This is a genomic window from Candidatus Accumulibacter contiguus, from assembly GCF_012940005.1.
Taxonomy (GTDB): Bacteria; Pseudomonadota; Gammaproteobacteria; order Burkholderiales; family Rhodocyclaceae; genus Accumulibacter; species Accumulibacter contiguus.
On the sequence record NZ_SPMX01000073.1, the window covers coordinates 1 to 24,615 of the forward strand.

Sequence of the window (24,615 nt, forward strand, 5' to 3'; positions counted from 1 at the left end):
GTTCCATTCGGGATTCTCCGAGAGTGAGTTGCAGCGCTGGCTAGAATGGGGGGGAATGGATGGTGCGACAGTTCCATCGCAGCTCCTCCGCCGTCGAAGGGCGCAATGGCCGCTTGTCCCAGTTGTATCATAACGGGCGAGGTCTGACGAAATGCCGCCTGGCTGCGCTAACGGTTATCCACAACTATGGGGTGAGACGTAGTGACGGCACTATCGCAGCCGAACGTCTGTTTAGCACCTCTTTCCCTGATCTTTTCGATTGGCTGCTCAACCAGATGGGGGAACTTCCCTTACCGAGGAAGTCCCGCCACCGGGTTGTGCATAACCCATTGAAGTTAGAGATTGTCCCGGCTTAAGTGGGAAGCCGATCTTCCCCAACCCGGACGATCAGGTCTTCGAGCCGGCCGATGATTTCGTTGGTCTTGCCGCGGACCGGTTGGTCCAGGAATGATGCAAGATACAGCATTGTTTGCCTCCTCTCGCCGCCAGAGCGGCATAAAAAAAACCTCCAACACTGCAAAGGTGTGGAGGCCAGGAGGCTGGAGGCGCGGTTTCCCCGTTACGGGGCTGCGCGCTGGGTGATCGCTGGTTACACCGCTGCCGTGGTCAAGCCACGCCGTGTTGTCGAGTCGGTTGATCTGGGTAAACTGCCCACGTTGGTTGTCTCTTTTTTAAGAAGTCGCGCATTTTCGCACAAGTATTTTGTTTTGCAACATTTTTTTTCGTTTTTTTTTCGTGCTGGTTCTGCTACTTTCGCAAGTGCAGCATGGGGGGCTAGAGCAGCGAAACGATCTCCCCCGTCTGTTGCGAAACGATCCTTGACAGCGCCGCCATCAGTTCCTCGTCATGGCGCGTGTCTTGCCAGCGACTGCCGTCCCAGTGGTAATGGAAGCCGCCGCTTCTGGCGGCAACCCAGATCTCCTGCGCAGCGTCGTGCCGATTGACGATGATCTTGCTGCCGTCGGAGCACTCGATTTCGAGCACGCTGTCGCTGACCATCGCAAAATCGAGATCGGCGCCGCTACGTTCCAGCGCGCCTTCGATCTGCTGGAACGTTGCCTCGGCGAGCGCGTTGAATTCCTTGTCATTCATCCTGTGCTACCATCCCCAATTTCTCACACCGACCCATGTGGCAACCTCTTGCGCTGGCTTTGCTGGCAACCCTCGTGCTTGGCGCCTGTGGCACCAAGGGCAGTCTGACCTACCCGCCGCTTCCGGCGAAGCCGACTACTGCGGCAACTACCAAACCTGCAGCGAGCACGGCAAGCGACGCCACGACTGCAAAGGATTCTAACACGCCTGCGGAGCCAGCCCGATGAGTGCCTTCACCTGTCAGGATGGCGTACTGCACGCCGAATCCGTCTCCCTGATCGACATCGCCGAGCGCTTCGGCACCCCCTGCTGGGTCTACTCGCGGCACGCGCTCGAAACGGCTTTCGACGAGTTCCAGCAGGAACTGATCGGCCTCGATTCGCTGGTCTGCTATGCCGTCAAGGCCAACTCCAACCTCGCCGTGCTGGACGTCTTTGCGCGCCGTGGTGCCGGCTTCGACATCGTTTCGGCCGGTGAGCTCAAGCGGGTGCTGACTGCCGGTGCCGACCCCCGGAAAATCGTCTTCTCGGGCGTCGGCAAGACGGCTGCCGAGATGGAACTGGCGCTCGGCACCGGCATCCTCTGCTTCAATGTCGAATCCGCCGCCGAGCTCGAACGCCTCGATGCGGTCGCCGCAAGGGCCGGCAAGAAGGCACCGATCAGCCTGCGCGTCAATCCGGACGTCGACGCAAAGACTCACCCCTATATCTCGACCGGCCTCAAGGAAAACAAGTTCGGCGTCGCTTGCGCCGACGCGCGAGCGTTGTACCGGCATGCCGCCACCCTGGCGAACCTCGAAATCACCGGTATCGACTGCCATATCGGTTCACAGTTGCTGCATGCAGCGCCCTTTGAGGAAGCGCTCGACAAGCTGCTGCTGTTGATCGATCAGCTCACGGCGGACGGCATCGTGCTGCATCACATCGATCTGGGTGGCGGCCTCGGCATCCGCTATCGTGACGAAGAGGCGCCGACCGTCAAGGCCTACCTGCAACCGATGCTCGAGAAGCTCGAGGAGCGCCAGCTGCAGGTTCTGCTCGAACCCGGACGCCGCCTGGTCGGCAATGCGGGTCTGTTGTTGACCCGTGTGGAATATCTGAAACCTGGCGAAATCAAGAATTTCGCGATCGTCGACGCGGCGATGAACGACCTCGCCCGTCCGGCCCTGTACGGATCCTGGCACGACATTGTTCCGGTCGCCGTTCGGAACGAAACCGCCAGGTCGTGGGACATCGTCGGCCCGGTTTGCGAATCGGGCGATTTCCTCGGCCACGGCCGCCAACTGGCGCTCGCCGCCGGTGATCTCCTGGCGATCCTGTCGGCCGGCGCCTACGGCATGGTCATGAGTTCGAATTACAACACCCGACCGCGTGCGGCCGAAGTGATGGTCGACGCCGCCGCTGCCCATCTCGTCCGCCGCCGCGAAACGGTCGAGGAACTGTATGCGCTGGAACAGCGGCTGCCGTGAGCAGGGCGGCGGGGAACCACGTTCGGAGAAAGCATACCGTTGATACCCCTGAGGCATCTGGTTTGCTCCCACGTCAAAGAGGCCAGACTCATCCCGATCGCGACTCTCGAAAAGACCTGGCCGTCGACGCCGATTGCGGAGTTGTCCGGAGTGGTAACCCATTGAAATTAGAATCTGTCCCGGCTTAAGTGGGTAGCCCTGCCGGCGCAGATGCTTGCCGATGCCTTACCCAAACAGAAGGAGATGCCCGATGAATTCCCCCCGCGAACCCGATCACGAACTGGAAGACCGCGTGGCGCGCCGCCTGCTCGACGTCTTCATCCGCGTCGGCCTCGTTTTTGCCCTCGTGTGGCTGTGCTTCCACTTCTTCTCGCCGTTCCTGACGATGATGCTGTGGGCGCTGATCCTGGCGATCACCCTCTATCCGCTGCAGCAGATACTCGCGAACTGGATCGGCGGCAGGCAGGGGCGTGCGGCGACGCTGATCGTCGTCCTCGGCCTCGGCCTGATCGTCGTGCCGACCGTGATCCTGGGCAGTTCGTTCGGTGATTCGGTGCATGAGTTGATCAACGGGGTAAAGGACAACACGCTCAGTCTCCCCGCACCGCCCGCAAGCGTCGCGGAACTGCCGATCATCGGCAAGAAGGCCCATGCCGCCTGGTCGCAGGCTCACAACGACCTGCCCACACTCGTCAAGAACATGCAACCCAAGATCGGCGAATTGGCGGGCAAGGCGCTGGGCATCGTTGCCAGCCTCGGCGGCGGCCTGCTCAAATTCATGTTTTCGTTCATCGTCGCCGGCATCATGATGGCCTTCGGTGAATCGGGAGGCCTCGCCATGCAGGCGATCTTCGAGCGCTTCGCCGGCGTCGCCCGCGGCGCCGAGTTTGCCCAGCTCGCGACCTCGACGGTGCGCGCCGTTGCCTCGGGGGTCATCGGCATCGCCTGCATCCAGGCGCTGTTGGTCGGCATCTCGCTGATCATCGCGGACGTCCCGTTCGCGGGTGCGCTGGCGCTGGTCGTCCTCCTGCTCGGCGTCGCGCAGGTGCCTGCCGCCATCGTGACGCTGCCCGTCATCGGCTGGATGTGGACGAGCGGCGACTACGCGACGACCCCGGCCATCGTCTATAGCGTGTTGATCATGGTCGCCGGCTCGGTCGACAACGTCCTGAAGCCGTTGATGCTCGGCCGCGGCGTCGATGCGCCGATGCCGGTGATCCTGATCGGCGCGCTTGGCGGCATGGCGACCGATGGCATCCTCGGCATGTTCGTCGGCGCCGCAGCACTCGCGCTGGGCTACCAGATCTTCATGCGCTGGGTCGATGACAACCCGGAGCGTGCGCGGCAACCGGCCGCGGGCGGGCCGGGTTCCATGACACTCTGACCCGGTGAGGAAACGCCCTGCCGGGGCGTCCGGCCGTCCGCTTTCCTTCCTCGCCGCGGCGCTGCTGCTCGCCGGCTGCGCCGCCGTCGGGCCGGATTTCAAGCGGCCCGAAACGCCTTGGCTCGCCGACTGGTCGGGCGGTTCGCTGACGGCGCTGGTCGAGGAAAAACGCGGCAGGCCGCGGACGCAGACCGAGGAATGGTGGCGCAATTTCGACGACTCCGTACTCGACGCGCTGATCGCCGAGGCGCAGCGCGTCAACCCGAACGTGCGCACGGCCGGCATGCGCATCATGGAGGCGCGCGCGCAACTGGCGATCGCCGGCAGCCTGCTCTACCCGCAGCAGCAGCAGGTGACCGGCAAGCTCGTGCGCATGGGAACCGAGGCGAGCAGCGGCCCGGACACCGCGCTGACGGCGTACAACATCGGCTTCGGCGTCGGCTGGGAAATCGATTTCTGGGGCAAGTTCCGGCGCAGCATCGAGGCCGCGGATGCCGGCTACTTCGCCACCATCGCGCAGTACGACGACCTGCAGGTGCTGATCGCGGCGCAGGTCGCGACCCTCTACGCGTCGATCCGCACCCTCGAAATGCGGCTGACGATCGCGCACCAAAACGCCGCGCTGCAGAAGCGCAGCCTGGAGATCACCGAACGCCTCTTCAAGCACGGCAACGACTCCGAACTCGACGTGCAGCAGGCGAAGTCGCAGTACCTCGGCACCCTCGCCGCGATCCCGCAGATCGAGGGCAGCCTGCGCCAGACGCAGAACGCGCTCTCCGTGCTGCTCGCCCGCCCGCCGGGTCCGCTGCCTGAAATGGCGGCCGGCAAGGAGCGCATTCCGCGGACCGAACTGGCGATCGTTGCCGACATGCCGGCCGAGATGCTGCGCCGCCGCCCCGACGTGCGCGCCGCCGAGATGCAACTGGCGGCGCAATCGGCGCTGATCGGGGTCAGCGTCGCCGACCTCTACCCATCGGTTGCGCTGCTCGGCTCGCTCGGCGTCTCGTCGACGTCGCTGTCCGGGGCACCGAGGAAGTTCGACTGGGCGATCGGCCCCAGCCTGGTGTGGAACGTCTTCGACTTCGGCCGCCTGAGCAACGAGGTGCTGGTGCAGGACGCCCGCTTCCAGCAGCTCTACGAGCAGTACCAGGGAACGGTGCTGCAGGCGGCGCGCGAGGTCGATGACGCGGCCGTCGGCTTCGTCGCCAACCGCGCACAGGTGCCGCTGCTCGAGGAAGCGGTGAAGGCGGCGCAGCGCTCGCTCGACATCGCCACCATCCAGTACCGCGAAGGGATGGCCGGCTTCGAGCGCGTGCTCGATTCGCAGCGGGCACTGTTCAACCAGCAGGAACGGCTGGTAAACAACCTCGGCAACGTCGCGCAGAGCCTGATCACGCTGTACAAGGCGATGGGCGGCGGCTGGCAGCAGGCGCGCGGCCGGCCGCTGGTCGACGACGCGACACGCGAGACGATGGCCGAGCGCAGCGACTGGCGGGACCTGCTGGCGGTGCCGCTGCCGTCGCCCGATGCCGCCCCGTCCCAGATGACACCGGAGAGGGAAGAACGATGACCGAGGAATCGCCCAGCCAGAACCCGTCGACCGCGACCGGCGGCGAAGCACCGCAGCCGGGCAAGGCGACCCGGATCGGCGCAACGGTGGTGCTGGCGCTGATCGCCGCCAGCCTGCTCTGGTATTTCGCCGCCGACCGGCTGACGCCGCACACCACGCAGGCGCGGGTGCAGGCCTTCGTCGTGCCGGTCGCGGCCGAAGTGGCGGGCAAGGTGCTGGCGGTGCACGTCAGGAACAACGACGAGGTGCAGGCGGGGCAGCCGCTGTTCGACATCGATCCGACCCAGTACCGGATCGCACTGCAGCGCAGCCGCTCGGACTACGAGTCGGTGCAGCGCTCGGTCAATGCCTCGGCGGCAACCGTCGAGGCGGCACGCGCCTCGCTGCAGGCGGCGCAGGCCAACCACGTCAAGGCCGACAAGGATGCGACGCGGCAGGAAACGCTCTACGCCGAGGATCCCGGCGCCATTTCGGTGCGCCGGCTGGAGGTCGCGCAGGCCACCCGGATCCAGGCGCGCAGCCAGGAAAAGGCCGCCGAGGCCGACCTGCGCAAGGCGCAGGAAGCCGCCGGCGAGAGCGGCGACAACAACGCGCAACTGCGTAGCGCGCGCTCGGCGATCGAGAAGGCCGAGTTGGACCTGGCGCACACACAGGTGGTCGCCCCCGGCCGTGGCGTCGTCACCGACCTGCGCACCGATGTCGGCCATTTCGCCCAGGCGGGCGCGGCGGCGATGACGCTGATCGCCATCCACGACCTGTGGATCAACGCCGACCTGACCGAGAACAACCTCGGCAATATCGATCCCGGCGACGCGGTGGCGATCGTCCTCGACGTGCTGCCCGGCGAAGTGCTCAAGGGCCGCGTGCGCAGTGTCGGCGGCGGCGTCAGTTCCGGCCAGCAGGCGCCACCGGGAACGCTGCCGACGATCCAGAACAGCCGCGACTGGCTGCGCCAGGCGCAGCGCTTCCCGGTGGCGATCGAGTTCGACACTGCGGAAGCGGAGCATCTGGGCAGGGTCCGCCCCGGTGGCCAGGCCGAGGTGATGGTCTTCACCGGCGACAACGTCGTCATGAACCTGCTCGGCGCGGCCTACGTCCGGCTGATGAGCCTGCTCTCCTACCTCTACTGAGCGACCGATGATCGCTCCGGCGGACAAGGCGGTTCTGCGGCTGGCGGTCGGCCTCGGCCTCGCCGTGCTGGTCGCCTACGGGTTCGCGCTGCAGATGCCGCACGTGGTCTGCCTCTTGGCCATGATTGTGTTGTGCAAGCCGGGCCCGCCGATTCCGCCGCTCAGGGTGGCGGCCTTTGCCCTGCTGCTCGCCGGCCTGCTGGTGATGGGGGTGCTGATGGTCCCCCTGCTGGAAAACTACGCGCTGTCCGCGGTCGTGCTGACCGGCGCGATCCTGTACGCGCTGTTCTTCTTCGGCATCCGCACCGGCAACCCGCTGACCATGCTCCTCGTCGTGGTTTTCACGCTGATCCCGGTCGCCGGTGTTGCCGAGCAGGCACTGGTGACGGTCATCAGCGTGACGATCGCCGCCGGGATCGCCGTTGGCGGCCTGGTCGGCAGCCTGTCGCACGCCTTCTTTCCCGACCCGCCCGGTGCGGCAGCGAAGGTCGCCAAGGCGCTGCCCCCCAGCCGCGAGACGGCGAGCTGGATCGCGCTGCGCGGCACGTTGGTGGTGATGCCGGTGTTCATCCTGGCGCTGACCGACCCCTCGTTCTATCTGGCGGCGATCATGAAGACCGCCACCCTCGGGCAGCAGGCGGGTTCGACCGACACCCGCTCGGCCGGCAAGGAACTGGTCGGGTCGACGCTGATGGGGGCGGTGATGGCCCTGGTCGTCTGGTGCGGCCTGTCGCTCTGGCCCAACCTGTGGATGCTGCTGCTGTGGATGATGGCGGCCGCCTTCTGGGCCGGCGCACGACTCTTCGGAGTCAGGCGCACGGGCTTCCCGCCCGTGTTCTGGAACGATGCGCTGATGACCATGCTGATCCTGCTCGGTCCGGCGATCGAGGACAGCGCTGGCGGCACGGGGGTACTGGCGGCGTCCGCGGTCCGTGTCGGCCTGTTCGTCGGCGTCGCGCTCTATGCCTGGGCGACGGTCTGGCTGCTCGAACGCTGGCGCGCCTCAAGACGCGAGGCCCTGTTCTTCCATAACGGCTGAAGAAGGAGAGCCGCATGATCCTGATCGACCTGGCGATCGGTTTGCTGACCATGATGGGGTTGTCTGATCATCAAGGTGTTGTGCCACAGAAACCGACCTGAAACGCTTGCGGCGTTCGCCGAGCTTTGCCCGCTTCGCAGCAACACTGCTTACGGAACTGCCGTAAGCAGTGCTCCGGCAGAAAACCCTATTTCACCTCCAGCAAACTCTCATCCCACTTGGCATGCTTCTCGAAACCAAGCAGATGGGTGATCGTCGCTGCGATGTTCGACAGACCGGCGCTTGGCAACTGCTTGAGACCCAGCCTGCCGCCAGTGACCGCATCGTAGAGGATGAACGGCACCGGATTGAGGGTGTGCGAGGTCTTCGCCTTGAATGATCCGTCCGGATTCTGTGCCGGCTGTTTGGTTTTCTTGTCGATTTCGTACATCTCGTCGGCATTGCCGTGGTCGGCGGTGATCAGCGCCACGCCACCGAGCGCCTGGACCACCGGCAGGATGCGCGCCAGTTGCAGATCCACCGCCTCGATGGCCATCGTCGCGGCACGGAAACTGCCCGTGTGGCCGACCATGTCGCCATTCGCGAAATTGCAGCGCAAGGTTCGGTACTGGCCGCTGTTCAGGGCTTCGATCATCGCATCGGCGATCTCGGCGGCCTTCATCCACGGCCGCTGTTCGAAGGGCACCACGTCACTCAACACTTCCTGGTAGGTTTCGCCATCAAACTTGTTCGAGCGGTTGCCATTCCAGAAATAGGTCACGTGGCCGAACTTCTGTGTTTCCGAACAGGCAAACTGGGTAATGCCGGATTTGGCAAACCATTCGCCCATGGTGTCGAGGATGGCCGGCGGATCGACCAGGAAGCGCTTGGGAAGCTTGAGGTCACCGTCGTACTGCAGCATCCCGGCATAGGTCACGCTGGGCACGCGGATGCGATCGAACTTGTCGAAACTTTTTTCTTCGAAAGCGCGCGTGATCTCGATCGAGCGGTCGCCGCGAAAGTTGAAAAAAATTACCGAATCGCCGTCTTCGATGGTGCCGACGGGCCGGCCATCGCTGGCGATGACGAACGGCGGCAGATCCTGGTCGATCGTTCCCGGCAACTTGACGCGCAGCACCTTGACCGCTTCCGACGCGCTCTCGTACTGCTCGCCTTCGCCGAGAACATGCGTGTGCCAGCCTTTCTCGACCATGTTCCAGTTCGCTTCATAGCGGTCCATGGTGATGTTCATGCGGCCACCGCCCGAGGCAATGCGGGCATCGAAACCGTCGCGGCAGAGTTCGGCGAGGAAGGCCTCGAAAGGCAGCACATACTCGAGCGCACTGGTCTCGGGGACGTCACGCCCATCGATCAGGATGTGAACCCGCACGGCCGGCACGCCTTCTTCCCTGGCGCGCAGGATCATTGCCCGCAAGTGGTCGATGTGGCTGTGCACATTGCCATCGGAGAACAGACCGATGAAGTGGATCACGCCACGGCCCGCCCGGGCGCCAGCGACGATCTGCTGCCAGGCAGCGCCTTGCCAGATCGAGCCGGAAGCGATGGCGTCGGCGACCAGCGATGCGCCCTGGCTGTAGACCTGGCCGGCACCGATGGCATTGTGACCGACCTCGGAGTTGCCCATGTCTTCGTCGGAAGGCATGCCGACGGCGACGCCATGGGCGCGCAAGGTGATGTTCGGGTAGTTGGCGAAAAGGCGATCGAGGGTCGGTTTTCTGGCAGCCGCAATGGCGCTGCCGACATCGGATTTGGCGATGCCGTAGCCGTCCATGACGATCGTCACGATCGGGCCCTGAATTCCAGGGAAAGAGGCGGACTTCTGCAACATGATGGATTCCTGGGGAAGTAAAGAGGTGTGAGCACAGGCCGCTACGAATCGGAAATCAGCGGCAACGGATCCAGTATACCGCAAGCCATGCTCCCTGGCTTGATAAACAATCTCATTTGAAAACGGGTACTTGCAAAATATTTCCAGGGGACGCCAAGGGCGCTTGCTGGAGTTGCAAGGGTGGCTAGAATTCCTGGATGCCGACCCTGGATGGCGAGCGCTTGATCCGGATGCGCACGCGCTTGCGGATGCGCTGGACTTTCGCCTGCTGGCTGCTTTCGGAGCGAATGCGGTGCCTTTGCTTCCTGCGCCGGCGGCTGGCGAAATACAGTACGATCTTGCCGATCACCAGGAAAAAAATCACTACCCAGAACAAGGGGTAGCCAAGGACTTCCTTGATGAACTCGATCCACTCGCGCATGGTTTCAGGATCATGCGACGCTGGGGGCGCACTGCGAATGGCTGCGCGCTGTTGCTGATCGGACAGGCGGACATCGCGTTCGACGATGGCCAGCGAGGTGTCAGCGTGCCCCAAAGTCAGCGCCCCACCCTGGGTGGAATAGTGAAACCCCTCGATGCCGGCCAGCGAGAAAGTGACCCGCCCTTGCGAATCCTTGTTGGCATCGAATGCTGTGCTGATCGTTTCAGCCATCGACTCCTGCAACTCGTTAACCACCGTGGCGATTGCGTCGGCGGGTGCTGCGGCTGCGGTATGGGCGGCCTGCGCCCGGCCCGGTATCGCGGCTGCCGGCTGCTGTCGGGGTTTTCCTCCGAGCATGGCAGGCGGTACCGCGAACCATGGATCCGCTTGCTCGAAGCCGGCCGGGTCTGAACTCCCATCCACAGCGGGCTGTAGCGGTCCGAACCGGAGATCTGGCGACTCCATGCCGCTGGCGGACCAGGTGGGTGAGACGAAGTGTGGATCGGTCGCCAGCAATGATGCTTGCAGATGTTCCGGCGAATGATCCACGCCCACAAGTGCTGCCGAGTCCAGCGGATGCCGGTGGCGGCTGCCGGTTGCCGCCGACAGGCTGCCAGCATCGTCACCAATGGGGTAGGCCAGCGCGCTGGTCGCAAGCCAGATGACCGTCATCACCGCCAGTACCACCCGGTATCCTGTCCGACGCAAAATCATTCTACAGATCTGGCCCATCCGGGAATAGAAGCAAGAATCGATCCGACCTCGATGAAGACCTTAAATGAAGGCCTTAAATCAATCGGCTGTCGGACACATTATGGCCGGCCCGGTGGCAAGTGTAAAATTTTCCGACACTCGACCAGCATTTCCATTATTTGTTCGGACGTAACTACTCAGGTAAAATTGTTATGTAAAAACAATTGGTTAGAAACATGAAAACAATGGCATAAATTTGCAACCACTTGATTCTAAATCAGTCCCATTCGTCATTATGCTATTTCAATATTTGCAACGTGTTGATTTTTAACAAGATGCAGTACCTGAGTAGTTACGTTCGGACAAGACCGGCACGCTGCCCGAGAAGCAGATGGCGGTGCGCAAGATCTACACTGGCGGATGGTGCGCAGGCCGAGAGTGCCGTCGCGCTGGAAAAATGCGCTCACCCCCTTGCTCGCACGCCGAAATTCGCTATAATGCGCAGCTTCCACAGCGCGAGGGCTTCCTCCGCCAGCCAAAGGGGAAGCGCGGCACCATCGCAGGATGTTTTCAGCAGCACGGAGTGGTAGTTCAGTTGGTTAGAATACCGGCCTGTCACGCCGGGGGTCGCGGGTTCGAGTCCCGTCCACTCCGCCATAAATAGCCAGAAAAGCCAGTCGTAGCAAGGGTTTCAGGTTTATGCGAATGGGAATCCCATCAAATGGGATGCGCTTGCATGGCATGGCGTGAAATCCGGCCGGAGCTCAGTTCACGGCGGAGCTACCGAAGCTTCACAAACAATTCGGTAGGCAACGCACCTCCTTCGACGGCAACGCGCATCTCCACTACCTCTCTGATTTGAGCGTTTGCTGATTTGGTGAAATCGAATGCCACTGGAGGCTGTCTTGCACCTGACAAGGCAGGTACACGCCAGTAGCTGACTCCCTGGTCCAGCCGAACCGTCAGCGTCTTGCCATCAGAAAACCTGGCTTCCAGTACGCGGCCATGCTGCACCGAGAACTTGTTTGGCACCAGGACTGTCGTGCGCATCCCCAGGTACTCGAACGCCCCTCTTGCCACTGCGTTGCGGACACTCAGGTCAGGCCAATCTGCGAAGACGCGGTTGAACACGCGGCTCTCACCACCGCTGCGAACGGCGGTTGTCGTTATCGTAAGCTCCGGGTCGTCCCATCGCGCCTGTCCCACGATCGCCTTGAGACGGCTGACCAGATCCACCAGCAGCGCAATTGACAACGGAGTAAAGAGGTAGCGGTCACTGTAGGTGATCGCCACCACATCCGCGCTGGAGTTCTGGAGTTGCTGCAACGTCTCATGGTGTTCGTCCGAGATGATCTGCCACAGCCTCGTCCCGAATCCCTGGAGCGGACCATCTACCTGATGATGCAGAACGATCTCGCGGTCGCCTGCTGCAAATACCTGCGGCCTGATCTCGGCTGATTCAACCCTTGTGCTCACGGTGTCGGTTCCGCTCGCCAGCGTGCCAATGACCAATGGCGACCTGGAAACCCCCCATTCCTCATTCGGTACCATCGACTCGCCGTCCGTACTGGCCCACGCCACGCCAGACGCCCCGTGACTGACCTCGGCAAGGATGCAGGCGCCAGCAGCGCGCGGTAGCGCGGTCGTCAAGCCAATGCTGATCCCGGGGTGGTCGGCCAGACTCGACAAAGCAAACCGGTTCGCTTCGGAAAGCCTCTCAAACAAGGCCTTCTCGATCACGATTTCGATCGGACGGGCAAGTGCCGCGAGGCGGTAGGCGACCAGCCTGAGCGAGGAAGCCGCAAGATCGACGCTGTCCGACGAGCCGCCCGCGAACAGGCGTGTTTGCAGCGCATCGGGATGGCTGCTTTCCCGCAACACCGCCGCCACCATTCCCGAGATCTCGACCTTGGAGCTGTCCCCGAAGTAGCGAAGCGATTCGGGAATCTTCAGCATGTCCAGCCAGTCGGCCGACACGACAGTCAAAGCCGCAAATCGGTCGAGCACACCGGCCTCGAATCGTTGATCGAAATCGAGGATGCAATGTGGGCAACTGCTGTCGCACGCCTTCGGGCAATCCAGACGCTTGGCGGCTTCCCTGAACATGTCGTTGATCAGACGTTCGGCGCTCGACGAATAGCCTGCAGCATACCGATCGAAGACGAAAACGGACTGGCAGCGCTGGTTGTCCGCGGCGCGGGTTTCCTGAACGTCGCATCCCAGCTCGCCCGTCTGAACACCAAGCAATGCAGCAAGTGCATCACGTAAAGCGACGGCAATGGTCAGGGCGATGCCACGATGGCTGACCCACTGGCCATTGAGATCGCGAAGCTGAATCTCCAGAACATCCGTGCGCACCTGATGGCCGAGCGCGATGCCAGTCTTGATCTGATATTGATTGGTGCTACCGGCGCACACCCGGTCCGTGGCTCGGCTGCGCAGCTTCTTGTGTTCTGAACCTGGTGCGAGAGGCTTTGGCGGCTTCCCGTCCGCAAGCATCGGCTCGGCACGTCCGCAACTCAGGCACAGAGCGTAGCCTTTGCCATGAAGACCGGCCGAATGGTGATACACACGCCCGTCTGTGGTCACCCGAAACCGCCCCAAGGCCGGATTCGGCATGGGAGACCACTCCCCTCTTGCACTGATCCACAGACGCTCGACCGGGACAAACTGCTGCCTCGTCACGTCGTTGTGCGGCTCTTCATAGAAGTCAACCGAAAACCCGGCTGGTTCAAGGAACTGCTGGATATCGTTGGCTTGTACCCCGGCACCGCAAGCGTCACAGTTCGAGGCAAGCTTCAGCGACATCGTCGTGCCACTCGCGCCACAGCTTCGACACCGCCACGCGAACTTGATCGCCTGGGTTTCCCTGGCGCCCTCCTGATCCGCCGGGATATGCCAGTTCAGGGTAATTCCCGCCGATCGATACACCAGACCGTCCATCACCAGTTCGGCACCGGGAGCGTACTCACGCAGAGCGGTCACCAGGTCTCGGCTGGCGAGATCCCGCTTCTGAAAACGATTGTCGTCGCGGCCACGTTTGGCAGGCCCGTCAGGCGGCGGTAGGCGCCTCGCAGCAGTGACTGTCGTGTTGTCAAAGCTGGCAATGGATGTCGGGAATCCATAGCCTGGAAGGAAGCCCTGGGTCGCCAGCTCGCGTAGAAGATACTCCTCGGCCAACCGCTTTTTCTGGAAGCCGATGGCCTTCGCAGCCGGATCGGTTGTGGCCCCTGGTCCCAAGCCGGATTCCTGCTCAATGAGCGCCTGCCACTCGGCCTGCCATTCGTCGAAGGCCACTTCCATTTCGACACCCGCCTGTCGAACGAGCCGCTCAGTCTCCTGACCCTCGAAAAGAGTGTGACGAACCAGTCGCCGCAAACCGCCATCCACTTGCTCCTGAGCCATCGGCAGGTAGGCCTCACTCCATCGTCGTCGAACAGGAGCCCAGATTCTCTGGCTCGATTCCAAAAAACCTGGCCAGTGGCGCCGAGTCCAGGAACTCTGGCAGCATGATTTCCGATCGGATCTGAACAAAGCCTTGATCCGGCGTGGGTGACCAGCTTGCGTTCGTGCAAGGCCGAACGAACGCGCTCGAAGATCGACCACAGCAGCGCGCGCTGCGCCTCCGGCAGGCGGGTCCTCCTGCCCAGCCGGGCCACATCGCGGTATTCCCCCCCAGGTCGACAATTGCCAGGCATCGACCACCTGCTCCCATTCCGTCCGCAGGAAGTGCAGGCTGAAGCGCTGGCCGGCCACGGTGCGGGCAGCCTCGCTCACCACTTCGCGGACCATTTCGCGGCTGGCAATGGTCGCCGGCCCGATGTGCGCCCTGTAGAGACGAAGACCGATGCTGTTGAGCGAATGAACGTCGATACGTTCCGCAAGGCGTGGTTCGTGATCCAGCAGCCGCCTCAGCTTGCTATGCAGGGCGCTGGCCAGCGCGTCGGAGAAGGTCGTCAGCAGCACCCGGGCATCGGGATGCGCGCGCGCGAGAAACGCCGCCCGATGCAGGGCCACGATCGTCTTGCCCGTTCCCGCCGAGCCGGAAACGCGCGCCGGCCCGGCGTAGTCGCGCTCGACCCACTGCCGCTGTTCGGGGTGCAGAAAGACCGTCCACTTTTCCCACGGGTAATCGAGAGCACGCTGCAGTTCCTCGATGTTGCTCATGACGCGGAAGCGGCGCTGCGCGTCCGGATGGTCGAAGGGGTTGGTGGTTACCGGCGGTGCTGTCGGCACCCGCGGTTTGCCGCCCGTCGCCAGTTCCAGCAGGGCCTCGGTCGCCTCGGCCGGCAGGTGGTCGGACAAGGCCAGCAGCGTGTCCTCGGTCGCGTGCCTGACGTCGTTCAGCCACTCGGCGGGCACGCCGTAGGCCAGCAACTCCTCGTTGCTGCGACCGGCGAACAGCGGCTTCAGCAGCGGGGCGGGCAGCGGTGCGAGCGGCAGTTCCGCCTGCACATACACGGGAACGAACACCTCCCGCACCGTCTCGCGGATTTCGACCCACTGCGCGGCGCCGGTCCTTGGGTGGGTTTCCAGCCTGCGCCGTTCCGCCCAGTCATAGGCCCTGTCGTGGTGGTCGACGTAGCAGAGCAGGAAGCTCGTATCGCTCTTGTGCACGATCAGGCGAATGTCGCTGCTGACACGCACCGACCAGAAATTCCGGTCCCTCGCCCGGTCCAGCCTGTGCAGGCTCATGCCGGGGTTGGCCGGGTTGAGCTGCAGGTCGAAGGCCGTGGTCTTGACCGCTCGCTGCTCGTCGCCGCTCAGGCGCGCCAGGCTATCGGTGAAGGTGTCGGCGATGCGGAATTCCATCGGTTGTCCCGTGCAGGGATTACAGCCCGGCCGTCAGGTCGACGAGGCTCTGCGGCAGGACGTCACGCTCCTGCAATGCCGCCCTGACGTTCTCGCCAATGTCGGGTGCGATGGCCACATACTCGCTCGTCCACCCTTTGAACTTCGCATGCGCATCGAGGAAGCGCCCGGCACTACGCTTCAGCGCATCGGCAGCGCCAGGCAGCCGGTCGGGATTGCGCTTGCAGGTGCCGAAGCGAATTCGCTTTTCGTCTTCATTTACCGCTACCAGGTCGATCTCGACATCGGCGCGATCCCAGTAGCCGCGAATCCGCTCGCTGAGCGCGAAGTCGCCAATTCCCAGACGGCTGCGCTCGGCGTAGAGTTGGCCCGCCAGATCTTCCAGGGCATACCCTTCGACATCGGCCAAACGTCCATCTGCCTGGTCGATCAGCACCTCGACCGGCCTGAAGGCGACCGCCGACACAGGCCGCTGCAAGGCAGACAGCCAGGCACGCAGGAAATTGTCACGGATGTAATAGCGGCCGCTGCGGGCCCGCGCCGGAGAGAAGATCGGCAAGCGTCGTTCGATCATGCGGTAGCGTTCGGACAGGATTTTCAGATAGCCGCCCACCTGGCGTACCTCGCCGGGGCCGGAAAGCTCGACCATGGTGGCTTCGATATCGGCGTTGGTGCAGCCCGGATGTCGGGCCAGGTATTGCAGCACCATGTCGTACCGCCCGCGCAGCTCGCGCAGAAACCAGTTGTCGGCTTCGTTACGCAAGGGCGACGAGCTGGAAAAGAACAGGCTGCGCAGCAAGGACCGGCGCTCCGCATTCAGCACACCCTGCTCGTAGGCATCGCGGTAAAACTTCGGCACCCCCTCGAACAGATTCCAGAGAAACAGCAGCCGTGCCGGATCGTCGTCGGCATGGACGCGCAGAATCTCCAGCACTGAGGCGATGTCGAGATGTCCCAGTTCGATCGTATCCGTGGTGCGGTTGAACAACGGGGCATCCCGGTCCTCAAGCACCGCCGTCATTTCCGCATGCAGCGAGCCGAGGACGATCAGGCCGCCGACGACCTCCGCTGCACGCGCAGCGAGACGATCGACTTCGGCCTGCAGCAGCGAGCAGAAGTCAGCCAGTTGTTTGCGATGGAAATACTGAAACTCGTCGAGGGCGACGACGTAACCAGCGCTTGCCAGCCGGCCGATCAGTTGTGCCAGCTCGCCCAGGCTGGCTACCCGCGCATCGATGCCGAAGGTTTCCAGATAGCCGTTGCAGGCGGCCACGACGCCGGCGGGGTCGGAATCCGGGATCTGTATGTAGAGGGTCTTGTCGATCCCGGCGTCGCGCAGTGCCTCCTGGATCAGCGCGGTCTTGCCGATGCGCCGCCGCCCTGAAATCTGCAGGAAAAACCACCGCCGCCGCTCCAGAATGCGCTGCATCTGTTGCAGCTCGGAGCGACGGCCGTAAAACGACCAGGGAGCGATGTCAGTCATGTCAATCGGGTTGTTCCGGCTAATATAAAAGTTTTTACCTTAACTGACAAATGGCGGCAAGCTGTTGGTTAACCATGGCTAATCGATGTTCCGGACAAGCCGCCGAGCACGTGCCATGATGCTAGACCCTGAACACCTTCATCACTTCATCCCCCAGGTGGTTGATCACCTTCACCGCGATCCGCCCTGACTTCGGCTTCTCGAACGGACGCGACGTGTCGCTGTTCAGGCTGGCCCAGGCTTCGGCGTCGATCTCTGCCTTCAGCGTGGTTTTCAGGGCGCTGTAGGGGTCGTTGGCGCCGAGAAAATAGGCGTGGCGGACGAAAAAGCTTTCCTGATTGTAGTCGGTGTCGATGAACCAGCAGGCGATGCCGTCGGTGCTGTCGCTGATCACTTCGCCGGTTTGCGGCTTGAAGACATCGACGCCGTTCACCTTGATGCACAGCTTGCCGTCGTCCTGCGGCAGCAGGCTGATGTCCGGCTCGCCGAAGATGACGAAGAGATTGCCCTTGCCGGTGTTCTTGAGATCCGCGGCCATGTGCAGGTCAGCGTTCATGCGCGCCTTGAGCACCGGGATGCGTCCGAGTTTGCTGAACTCGGTGGCGTGCGCCTCGTAGTTGAAGGCGCAGGCGATCAGCGCATCGAAACCGGCTTCGCCGCACTCGCGGGCGGCTTCGACCAGGTCGCTGCGCTGCACGGTGCCGAACTCGGGGCCGATGAAGATGCCGGCACGCTTCTCGCGCATTTCACCTTCCTGGCCTTCGAAATAGCGTCCTTCGGCGCAGATCGCTCCCTCGCCCGGCCACGGGGTCAGCGCGGTGAAGCTGATCCGGTCTTCCCGGTGCGCCTGCTGCACACCGGCCGTCCTGAGGTTTTCGAGAATCAACTGCGGGAACGACTGCCGGGCGCTGTACTCGGCGCGGTCTTCCTGGAAACCGTCGATCAGCTCGTCATCCTCGTCGACGCCGAGCATGCGGTGCGGCGAGAGGCTTTCGACGGTGAAGGGACCGGCGACGCGGACACACCTCGTGTTCTGGTAGGGCTTGTCGTAGAGGGTTTCGAAATCGGCCCTGGCGGCGATCGAGGCGTCGATTTCCTTCTGCCGGGCGATGCGCGCCTGCCACCAGTCGGCGTGCAGCATCTTCGCGGTGTCGGGCCAGCCGGGGTCGGCGTCGCGCGCGATCTCCCATTCCTGCCAAGTCTTGTTGAGGGCGGCATTCAGCGACTCGCGGAGGGGTTCGAGCTTCGCCTGCCACTGCTCCCAGATGACGTCGATCTCGGCGTTGTTGGCGATCGACTTGAGCGTGATGTGCGGCACGCGCTCATAGACGAAGCCGTGGCGGAGGTTGCCCTGCACCGGCTGCGTGCTCGGCGCGCTGCGGGTGACTTCGGCTTCCTTGAGCTGGCCCTCGCGGGAATCGGCGAGCAGGTAGAACGGATAGCGGGCGCCCATGATGCGGGCGCGGGCCAGCGCGAGTGCAACGCGCGAGGTGTCGATCGTGATCCAGCGGCGGCCCCATTGCTCGGCGACATAGGCGGTGGTGCCGGAACCACAGGTCGGGTCGAGTACGAGGTCGCCGGGGTCGGTGGCCATCAGGAGGCAGCGTTGAATGACCGGAGTATCCGTCTGCACGACATACCATCTTTGCGAAGATTTTCCCGACGTATCCAACCAAGCGTTTGTCATTCGCTTAAATGGGCTATCGGCATGGAATTTTCGCATCCAAGGAGGACCCCCGCGTGTCTCCATGCGGTCTGCTTTCACAAGTCTCTCCATGCCTTCACTGGTTGTTTTCCAGTGCGCATTCACACCAGCCGAGTAACTCTTCGCGTGAAACACGAAAGGCCTGTCCGTCGCGGCGGGGCCAGCCGAATTCGTCTTTGAAAGCGCATAAACCTCACCTTTCGGGATCGTCTTGGGATCGTCGCGCTCCGATGGGTCAAGAGGTCGATAGTCGACTGGGCTGAACTTTAGGCCCCATGAACCGCCTCGCGTTTCCGATACCCAGTCCTCGACGAACTTGTCCAACAACAGCGGACGGAACTTGGTGTTCTTTCGCTCTTTCGCGTACCACAGCACATAGAAGAAGTTGTCGTCCAACAGCCCGCTTGGAGTCGCAGTCTTCATTACACTGATTTGCGAGACGCTGTTGTCTTCCCCGAACACCTCATCCATCACCGCCCGCACCCGATGGACATTCTCATCCCCGATTTGCACGAAGATCGACCCCGATTCGGTCAGCAGATCCCGCGCCACGGTCAGCCGATCCCGCAGGTAGGTCAGGTAGCTGTGAATCCCGTCCCGCCAGGTATCGCGAAACGCCTTGACCTGCTCCGGCTCGCGCGTGATGTGGCTCGCATTGCCGTCCTTGACGTCGCGGCTGGTGGTGCTCCACTGGAAGTTGCTGTTGAACTTGATGCCGTAAGGCGGATCGAGGTAGATGCACTGCACCTTGCCGCGCAGCCCCTCGCGCTCGGCGAGGCTGGCCATGACCTGCAGCGAATCGCCCAGGATCATGCGGTTGGTCCAGTTCTGGTCGTGCTGGTAGAAGTCGGTCTTGTCGGCGCCCTTGGGGATGCCGTTGAAATCGGCGAAGAGGTCGGCGGTGATCTGGCCGGCCTCGTGCTTGCGCTCCTTGGTGCTGCGCAGCAGGTCGTCGATCAGCACCTTGGGATGCACCTTTTCCTGGATGTACAGCGGTGGCGCGGAGACGACGAGGTCGCTCCAGTCCTGCTCGTCCTTGCCGCGCCAGACGAGCTGCGGGTCGAGGTCGCGATTTCTGGCCGACTTCTCCTCGCCCAGCTTGTCAGCGTCGGGGCGCGGGTAGCGGATCTGCTTCGGCTGCTGCTGCTCGGTCGGCAGCACCGACTGGTATTCCGCGGTCGGGATGTTCTTGCGCCGGGCCTCGTCGTGGGTCAGCGTTTCGACGGTCTTGGTATTGCCGGGTCTGGCCATGGTCATGCCCTACTATGCTCTCGATGATGCCGTTGAATTTCTTATCCTTCGCTGGGCAGGAATGTGAATTCAGCGGCGTGCCAGCTCTTCGCGAATCACCCGCCGTAGATCGGCTTCGAGGTGGCCGGTCTCGATTACCCGGCGCAGGGTGTCGTTGATGATCGTCTGGTAGCCGCGCTTGCCGGCCAGCGCCTTGAAGTGTTCAACGATCGGCGCGTCGAGCATGATGTTGATGCGCAGCTTGCCCACGCGAGCCCGTACGGCCGCTTGCCATTCGGCGTGGCTGGCATCCTTTCCAGCGATTCGCGGGCGAGCACGCTCGAAGTCCGTCTGCGTGAGCTTTGGCGCGTCGTCAGAAGTATCCGGCGCTTCGGTAGAAAAGGTCTGTTTCATCGCTGTCCGCCCTGCGTATGGAAATGATGCGGATTGCCTCGTCAGATTCGACATGCATGATCAGCACTACCAGGCAATCCAGAAGGCCGATGCCGATCATGCGCTGCTCGCCATAGTCCGCTCGCTGATCATCGATCAGCAACAACGGTCCGGCAAAGACTTTTTCCGCATCGGAGAAATCCAGGCCGTGCTTTTTCAGGTTGGCCTGCCGTTTGGTTTCGTCCCATGTGTAGCGCATGGACCATGACTATACATACTGAAGTGTGTATGTCAAGCATTACGCTCGCGACTCCGGACTTCACACCACGTTGCCAGCGAGGTATTTGCCAGCGAAGTGTACAGCGACCAGCAGTTTTACCTTGCCGATCCCGGGAAAGCGTGGGTCCCGGCCTGGGAAGCCCGTGAATGGGCCGCGGCTGAAACGAGCGGCGTGGCACCCGGTCGCCTTGCGTGCTGGCGAGAAGGGCGAAGTACGCGCGATGTTGGCTCATAGCCGCGTGTGGATCATTCTGGCGAACTCGCTCTCGACCCTGGCCTTGAAATCGCACTCGATCTGGTAAACCTCGCAAAACTCGGCGAACGCCCAGCGGCCATAGCTACCGAGATGGTTCACGCCGGGCACCCAGTAGGTGTCCATCGTCGATTTCTTCTCCTTGGCGTCCTCGCGCCGGTACCCCTTGATCTCGACCACCAGGTGCAAGAGGTCATCGGGACCGTGGCCATCATCGACCAGCACGATGAAATCGGGCCGGTACTTGCGCGTCTCGGAGCCGTAGCGGTAGGGGACTTCGAGGCCGAGGTTGTGATTCTTCACATAGGCGCGAACCCTGGGGTGCGACTCGGCCACGCGGCAGAATTCGCCCTCCCAGTCGCTGTCGAGGATCACCCAGTTGATGTGGCAAGATTGCGAACTCGTCTGCCAGCGGTCGGTCTTCGAGGTATTGAAGCGGACGTGCCTGGTCGAGCCGATCGGATTGTAGGGATCAAGCAGCGCCTTGATCGGGCGCTCGCCGAGGAACTGCCGGGTGATCGCCGCCGTGATCCGGTTGCAGGCCATGTCGGCGAGTTCCTGGTACATCAGCAGCGCGGGGTAGGTGTCGCCCTTGCAGACCAGGCAGGTGTCCAGCCATTGTCTGGTGATGCGCTTGAGCTGGCCGAAGAGGTAGAGCCTGGGCTCCTCGCCGGGATCGCGCCATTTGGTGTACAGCAGTCGCTGGGTTACCTGGAAAACGAGCGTCGACGGTCGCATGTCGCCGAGGTGCTGCAGGCTCATGTCCACGCCTTCGCCGATGATGCCGGAATTGCGGGTCCTCGACGGGCCGACCAGGTCGGGGCTGAGTTCCAGGATCGAGTCGTCGTTGAAGGCGGCGGTCAGCCGTTCCTCCGGCAACTCGACGCGATAGCCCTCGACCCGGGGAAAGCGGATTTCGAGGGCGTCGCGCTCGGGGCGAACGGCCTTGACCTGCACCGTCTCGCGCGGCGGCTGCGGTGGTGCAATGACCGGCTTGGCCGTGAAGTCGAAGGGAATGCCGAACACGTCGGCGTACTCGACGTTGAACAGCCCTTCCTCGTTCAATTCGTAGGACTGGCGGCGCAGCGCCCGGCCGATGACCTGCTCGCAGAGCAACTGGGTACCGAAGGCGCGGATGCCGAGCACATGGGTGACGGTATTGGCGTCCCAGCCCTCGGTGAGCATCGAGACCGAGACGACGCAGCGGATGGCGCCGCCAAGCTGCTCTGGCTTGCCGACGGTGTTCATGACTTCGCGCAGCAACTCCTGGTCGCTGATGTGGTCGCCGGAACGGGCATCGCCGGAGCGCTCGACGATCTCGCGGCGAAAACGCTCGATCTCGTCGGCCGCCATGCCGCGGAAGTGGTCGTCGAGTGCGTCGCCGGCTTCGAGTTGCTCGCTGTCGATCAGCAGCGTGTTCGGGCGTGGCAGCGGGTTGCCGGTGGTTTCGTCGAAATTGCGGAACAACGGCAGGCGCCCGTTCTCCAGCGTCGTCGTGCCGTCGTCATTCCTGCGCTGGAAGCCGGAGACGAAGTCGTAGACCAGCTTGGAGATGGCGGTGTTCTGGCAAACGACGATGAAACAGGGCGGCACCCTGATGCCCTTCTCTTCCCACAGCCTGAACGTCTGCTCGTAGTGGCCATACAGCGCCTGCAGTGCCGTCTGCAAGCGGGTCGGGAGTCTGAGAGGGTCGAGCTCCTCGCCCTGGCCGCGGCGTTTTTTTCGGCATGTCCTTGCTGATGTTCTCCCAGAGCTTGCGGAACATCGGCATTTCGTCACCGGGAATGTTCTCGGCCACCGGTACGCGCGGCAGCTTGACAATGCCGCATTCGATGGCGTCCATCAGCGAGAAGTCGCTCATCGTCCACGGGAACAGCGTCCCCTCGGCATAACCGGAGCCACGCAGGAAGAAGGGCGTCGCCGACAGGTCGATGACGCGGGTCGTGCCGAGTTTGCGGTTGACGGCTTCGAGGCCGGAGATCCAGAGGCAGGCCGCTTCGTTGTTTTTCTCGGCCTCTTTCCTGTCGTCACCTTTGAGATCCTCATCATCGGCGTCCTTCGGTTTCTCCCGGTAGCAGTGGTGCGCCTCGTCGTTGATGACGAGGATGTTTTTCATGCCCATCAGGTCGGGCATCACCCGCTGCAGCATCTGGCCTTCGCTTTCGAGCGTCCTGAGTTCCTCGCCGGTGCGGCCCTGCAGGAGCTGCCGCCCACCCCTGGATATCTCGATGCGCTCGCGCATCTTGAAGGCGTGGTAGTTGGTGATGACGATCTTGGCCCGACTCATGTCGTCGAGCAGGTCGCCCGGCAGCAGCTCGCGGTCCTTGTAGTAGCTGTCGGGGTCGTTCGGCTGCAGGACGCGCAGACGGTCCTTGATCGTCAGGCCGGGCGCGCAGATCAGGAAGCCGCGCGTGAAGTTCCTGCTGCTTGGCCGGCGCGCCGCATTGATCGTCTGCCAGGCGATGAGCATGGCCATGACCGTAGTCTTGCCGGCGCCAGTGGCCAGTTTCAGGGCGAGGCGCAGCAACTCGGGATTGGCGTCTCTGTTCGCCGCCGCAAGATGGTCGAGAATCCGTTTGCCGTGTCTGGACTGCGGCGCGACCTCGGTGAGCCAGATCGCGGTTTCCACGGCTTCGACCTGACAGAAGAACGGTCGGACACCGCTGAACCGGTGATGACGCCAATACTGCAGCAGGCGGGCGGTCTCCGGCGTCACCTGCCACTGATTGGGATTGGGCAGGGATCGCCACGAATCCACGTACCCGCGGACTTCGTTGATGATCGAGGTGGGGTCGTACTGCTGCTCCTGTGTTGACAGCCCCTTGCCGTCATCGAAGACAAAGGTCTGCTGCTTGGCGGCAGTCTTGCGCTTCTTGGGCTTCGGGATCGGGGTGATGAACTGCGCCCGGCGGCGAGCTTCGAGGACCTTCTCCGTCGGTTGTCCGTCCTCGTTCAGTTCCCAGTGCTTCGCCGGGCAGTCGTAGGGAGAATTGAGAATCGGGTGGTCGAAGAAGGGGTTGGACATGGTCGCTATTGGTTGTTTTGTTCTTCTTGCCACCGGCGGGCAGTGGTGTTCTGTTCCCTGATCACGGCTTGGCACTGTTCGGAGAGCCCCGACAGCCGCCGCCCTCCCTATCGTTGAATCCCTCGGTCACACGAGTTGCCAATGATCGTTCCCCCCGTTCCCGTCGACGACATCGTTGTCGGCAGGCAACTGGCCACGATCGGGAGAACTGGCCCGCGTCGGGACGAGAATTCCTGCAGGAAAAGCCACAAAAACCGCGCTCTGCAAATGTACCGTAATACCCGGCATACTCCAACGAAATAATAGGCAAGACTGTGGAATCTCCGTGTTTCTCGCTATCGCTCGAACAGTCGATTGAGGCGGAGGATCTCGTTATGACTCAAGCAATGGGGCGAGTTGGTCGGAAAGCGCCTTTCTGCCGTCCATGAGAGGGGTTTGGCCCCTAAATTTTGCCGATTTCGATGCGCTCGGTGGGGAAGCAGAAGGCATCGTTGGCCAAAATGAGAAGGCTCATAAGCGGTTCCAGATAAGTCCCCCGCTTTATGCCTGTATACTTGCCACCCCCACCTTCCGGAAGCCTCGCGATGTCCCGCACAGCCAAGACCCTAGCCCTCACTGAGGAAGAACGCCGCCAGTTGACGCAGATCGACGAGCGCGGCAGCGACTGGCGCGAACGCCGGCGAGCGCGGACCGTACTCCTCCTCGACAAGGGGCTGTCGATCAGCGCCGTAGTGACCGCGCAGAAAATTCATAAAGAGACCGTGGCCTGCCACCGGGATGCTTGGCTGTGCGGGACATCGCGAGGCTTCC

General features: G+C 62.7%; 15 protein-coding genes, 1 tRNA gene and 2 pseudogenes. 8 read left to right on the top strand and 10 right to left on the bottom strand.

Going from position 1 to position 24,615, the window contains the following annotated elements; all coding sequences use genetic code 11:
- The first annotated feature begins 59 nt into the window (after positions 1–59).
- Positions 60–356 carry a DUF6399 domain-containing protein gene (locus E4Q08_RS25085; RefSeq protein WP_211203408.1) on the top strand — a complete coding sequence of 99 codons (297 nt, stop codon included), beginning with the start codon at positions 60–62 and terminating at the stop codon, positions 354–356.
- Positions 357–774: 418 nt separating this feature from the next.
- Here E4Q08_RS25085 and cyaY read toward each other — a convergent pair whose 3' ends face one another.
- Positions 775–1,092, bottom strand: coding sequence for an iron donor protein CyaY (cyaY, locus tag E4Q08_RS20060; RefSeq protein WP_034908303.1), 318 nt, complete (start codon positions 1,090–1,092; stop codon positions 775–777).
- Between the two features lie 223 nt (positions 1,093–1,315).
- On the opposite strand from cyaY, the gene lysA reads away from it, so the two are divergent.
- The 5 genes from lysA (at position 1,316) to E4Q08_RS20085 (ending at position 7,683) form a co-directional block, all read left to right on the top strand.
- Positions 1,316–2,560: a diaminopimelate decarboxylase gene (gene lysA, locus E4Q08_RS20065; RefSeq protein ID WP_034908306.1), complete on the top strand. Its 1,245-nt coding sequence runs from the start codon at positions 1,316–1,318 to the stop codon at positions 2,558–2,560.
- Positions 2,561–2,810: 250 nt separating this feature from the next.
- Positions 2,811–3,944: an AI-2E family transporter gene (locus E4Q08_RS20070; protein ID WP_169071672.1), complete on the top strand. Its 1,134-nt coding sequence runs from the start codon at positions 2,811–2,813 to the stop codon at positions 3,942–3,944.
- A 4-nt stretch (positions 3,945–3,948) separates the two neighbouring features.
- Positions 3,949–5,514 (top strand): efflux transporter outer membrane subunit, encoded by a 1,566-nt coding sequence (locus tag E4Q08_RS20075; RefSeq protein ID WP_169071673.1) that lies wholly within the window; start codon positions 3,949–3,951, stop codon positions 5,512–5,514.
- On the top strand, positions 5,511–6,644 hold the full coding sequence (locus tag E4Q08_RS20080; protein WP_169071674.1) for an HlyD family secretion protein: 1,134 nt from the start codon (positions 5,511–5,513) through the stop codon (positions 6,642–6,644). The genes E4Q08_RS20075 and E4Q08_RS20080 overlap by 4 nt, the downstream gene beginning before the upstream one ends.
- A 7-nt stretch (positions 6,645–6,651) precedes the next feature.
- A complete protein-coding gene (locus tag E4Q08_RS20085) occupies positions 6,652–7,683 on the top strand; it encodes a DUF2955 domain-containing protein (protein WP_211203508.1) in 1,032 nt (343 codons plus the stop codon).
- Positions 7,684–7,870: 187 nt separating this feature from the next.
- On the opposite strand, the gene gpmI is transcribed toward E4Q08_RS20085, so the two are convergent.
- Both gpmI and E4Q08_RS20095 read right to left on the bottom strand, forming a co-directional pair.
- A complete protein-coding gene (gpmI, locus tag E4Q08_RS20090) occupies positions 7,871–9,511 on the bottom strand; it encodes a 2,3-bisphosphoglycerate-independent phosphoglycerate mutase (RefSeq protein ID WP_169071675.1) in 1,641 nt (546 codons plus the stop codon).
- 184 nt (positions 9,512–9,695) lie between these two features.
- Entirely contained in the window at positions 9,696–10,619 is a 924-nt protein-coding gene (locus E4Q08_RS20095; RefSeq protein WP_034908869.1) for a hypothetical protein, read from the bottom strand.
- A 586-nt stretch (positions 10,620–11,205) separates the two neighbouring features.
- Between E4Q08_RS20095 and E4Q08_RS20100 the strand changes: the two genes are divergently transcribed.
- A tRNA-Asp gene (locus E4Q08_RS20100) sits at positions 11,206–11,282 on the top strand.
- A 123-nt stretch (positions 11,283–11,405) separates the two neighbouring features.
- Here the strand turns inward: E4Q08_RS20100 and E4Q08_RS20105 are convergent.
- The 7 genes and pseudogenes from E4Q08_RS20105 to E4Q08_RS20135 all read right to left on the bottom strand — a co-directional run bounded on the left by E4Q08_RS20105 (position 11,406) and on the right by E4Q08_RS20135 (position 23,805).
- Positions 11,406–14,030, bottom strand: coding sequence for an MrfA Zn-binding domain-containing protein (locus tag E4Q08_RS20105; protein ID WP_308240186.1), 2,625 nt, complete (start codon positions 14,028–14,030; stop codon positions 11,406–11,408).
- A 140-nt stretch (positions 14,031–14,170) separates the two neighbouring features.
- Positions 14,171–15,437, bottom strand: a pseudogene (locus tag E4Q08_RS20110) (UvrD-helicase domain-containing protein); the annotation flags it as partial.
- 19 nt (positions 15,438–15,456) lie between these two features.
- Positions 15,457–16,866 carry an ATP-binding protein gene (locus E4Q08_RS20115; RefSeq protein ID WP_169071681.1) on the bottom strand — a complete coding sequence of 470 codons (1,410 nt, stop codon included), beginning with the start codon at positions 16,864–16,866 and terminating at the stop codon, positions 15,457–15,459.
- A gap of 175 nt (positions 16,867–17,041) precedes the next feature.
- On the bottom strand, positions 17,042–19,876 hold the full coding sequence (locus E4Q08_RS20120; protein ID WP_169071682.1) for a site-specific DNA-methyltransferase: 2,835 nt from the start codon (positions 19,874–19,876) through the stop codon (positions 17,042–17,044).
- Between the two features lie 69 nt (positions 19,877–19,945).
- Positions 19,946–20,269: a BrnA antitoxin family protein gene (locus tag E4Q08_RS20125; RefSeq protein ID WP_169071677.1), complete on the bottom strand. Its 324-nt coding sequence runs from the start codon at positions 20,267–20,269 to the stop codon at positions 19,946–19,948.
- A complete protein-coding gene (locus E4Q08_RS20130; RefSeq protein WP_169071678.1) occupies positions 20,229–20,507 on the bottom strand; it encodes a BrnT family toxin in 279 nt (92 codons plus the stop codon). The genes E4Q08_RS20125 and E4Q08_RS20130 overlap by 41 nt, the downstream gene beginning before the upstream one ends.
- A gap of 249 nt (positions 20,508–20,756) precedes the next feature.
- Positions 20,757–23,805: pseudogene (locus E4Q08_RS20135) on the bottom strand (BPTD_3080 family restriction endonuclease).
- A 584-nt stretch (positions 23,806–24,389) separates the two neighbouring features.
- On the opposite strand from E4Q08_RS20135, the gene E4Q08_RS24145 reads away from it, so the two are divergent.
- Positions 24,390–24,615: helix-turn-helix domain-containing protein (locus E4Q08_RS24145; protein WP_372703807.1), on the top strand; the 226-nt coding region annotated here is incomplete at its 3' end.

Bases quoted from the DNA above. Each gene is read 5' to 3' on its own strand.
- E4Q08_RS20130 (WP_169071678.1), bottom strand. From the start codon at position 20,507: ATGCGCTACACATGGGACGAAACCAAACGGCAGGCCAACCTGAAAAAG.
- E4Q08_RS20080 (WP_169071674.1), top strand. From the start codon at position 5,511: ATGACCGAGGAATCGCCCAGCCAGAACCCGTCGACCGCGACCGGCGGC.
- E4Q08_RS20115 (WP_169071681.1), bottom strand. From the start codon at position 16,866: ATGCAGCGCATTCTGGAGCGGCGGCGGTGGTTTTTCCTGCAGATTTCA.
- E4Q08_RS20070 (WP_169071672.1), top strand. From the start codon at position 2,811: ATGAATTCCCCCCGCGAACCCGATCACGAACTGGAAGACCGCGTGGCG.
- E4Q08_RS20125 (WP_169071677.1), bottom strand. From the start codon at position 20,269: ATGAAACAGACCTTTTCTACCGAAGCGCCGGATACTTCTGACGACGCG.
- E4Q08_RS20105 (WP_308240186.1), bottom strand. From the start codon at position 14,030: ATGGCTCAGGAGCAAGTGGATGGCGGTTTGCGGCGACTGGTTCGTCAC.
- E4Q08_RS20085 (WP_211203508.1), top strand. From the start codon at position 6,652: ATGATCGCTCCGGCGGACAAGGCGGTTCTGCGGCTGGCGGTCGGCCTC.
- E4Q08_RS20120 (WP_169071682.1), bottom strand. From the start codon at position 19,876: ATGGCCAGACCCGGCAATACCAAGACCGTCGAAACGCTGACCCACGAC.
- lysA (WP_034908306.1), top strand. From the start codon at position 1,316: ATGAGTGCCTTCACCTGTCAGGATGGCGTACTGCACGCCGAATCCGTC.
- cyaY (WP_034908303.1), bottom strand. From the start codon at position 1,092: ATGAATGACAAGGAATTCAACGCGCTCGCCGAGGCAACGTTCCAGCAG.
- gpmI (WP_169071675.1), bottom strand. From the start codon at position 9,511: ATGTTGCAGAAGTCCGCCTCTTTCCCTGGAATTCAGGGCCCGATCGTG.
- E4Q08_RS25085 (WP_211203408.1), top strand. From the start codon at position 60: ATGGTGCGACAGTTCCATCGCAGCTCCTCCGCCGTCGAAGGGCGCAAT.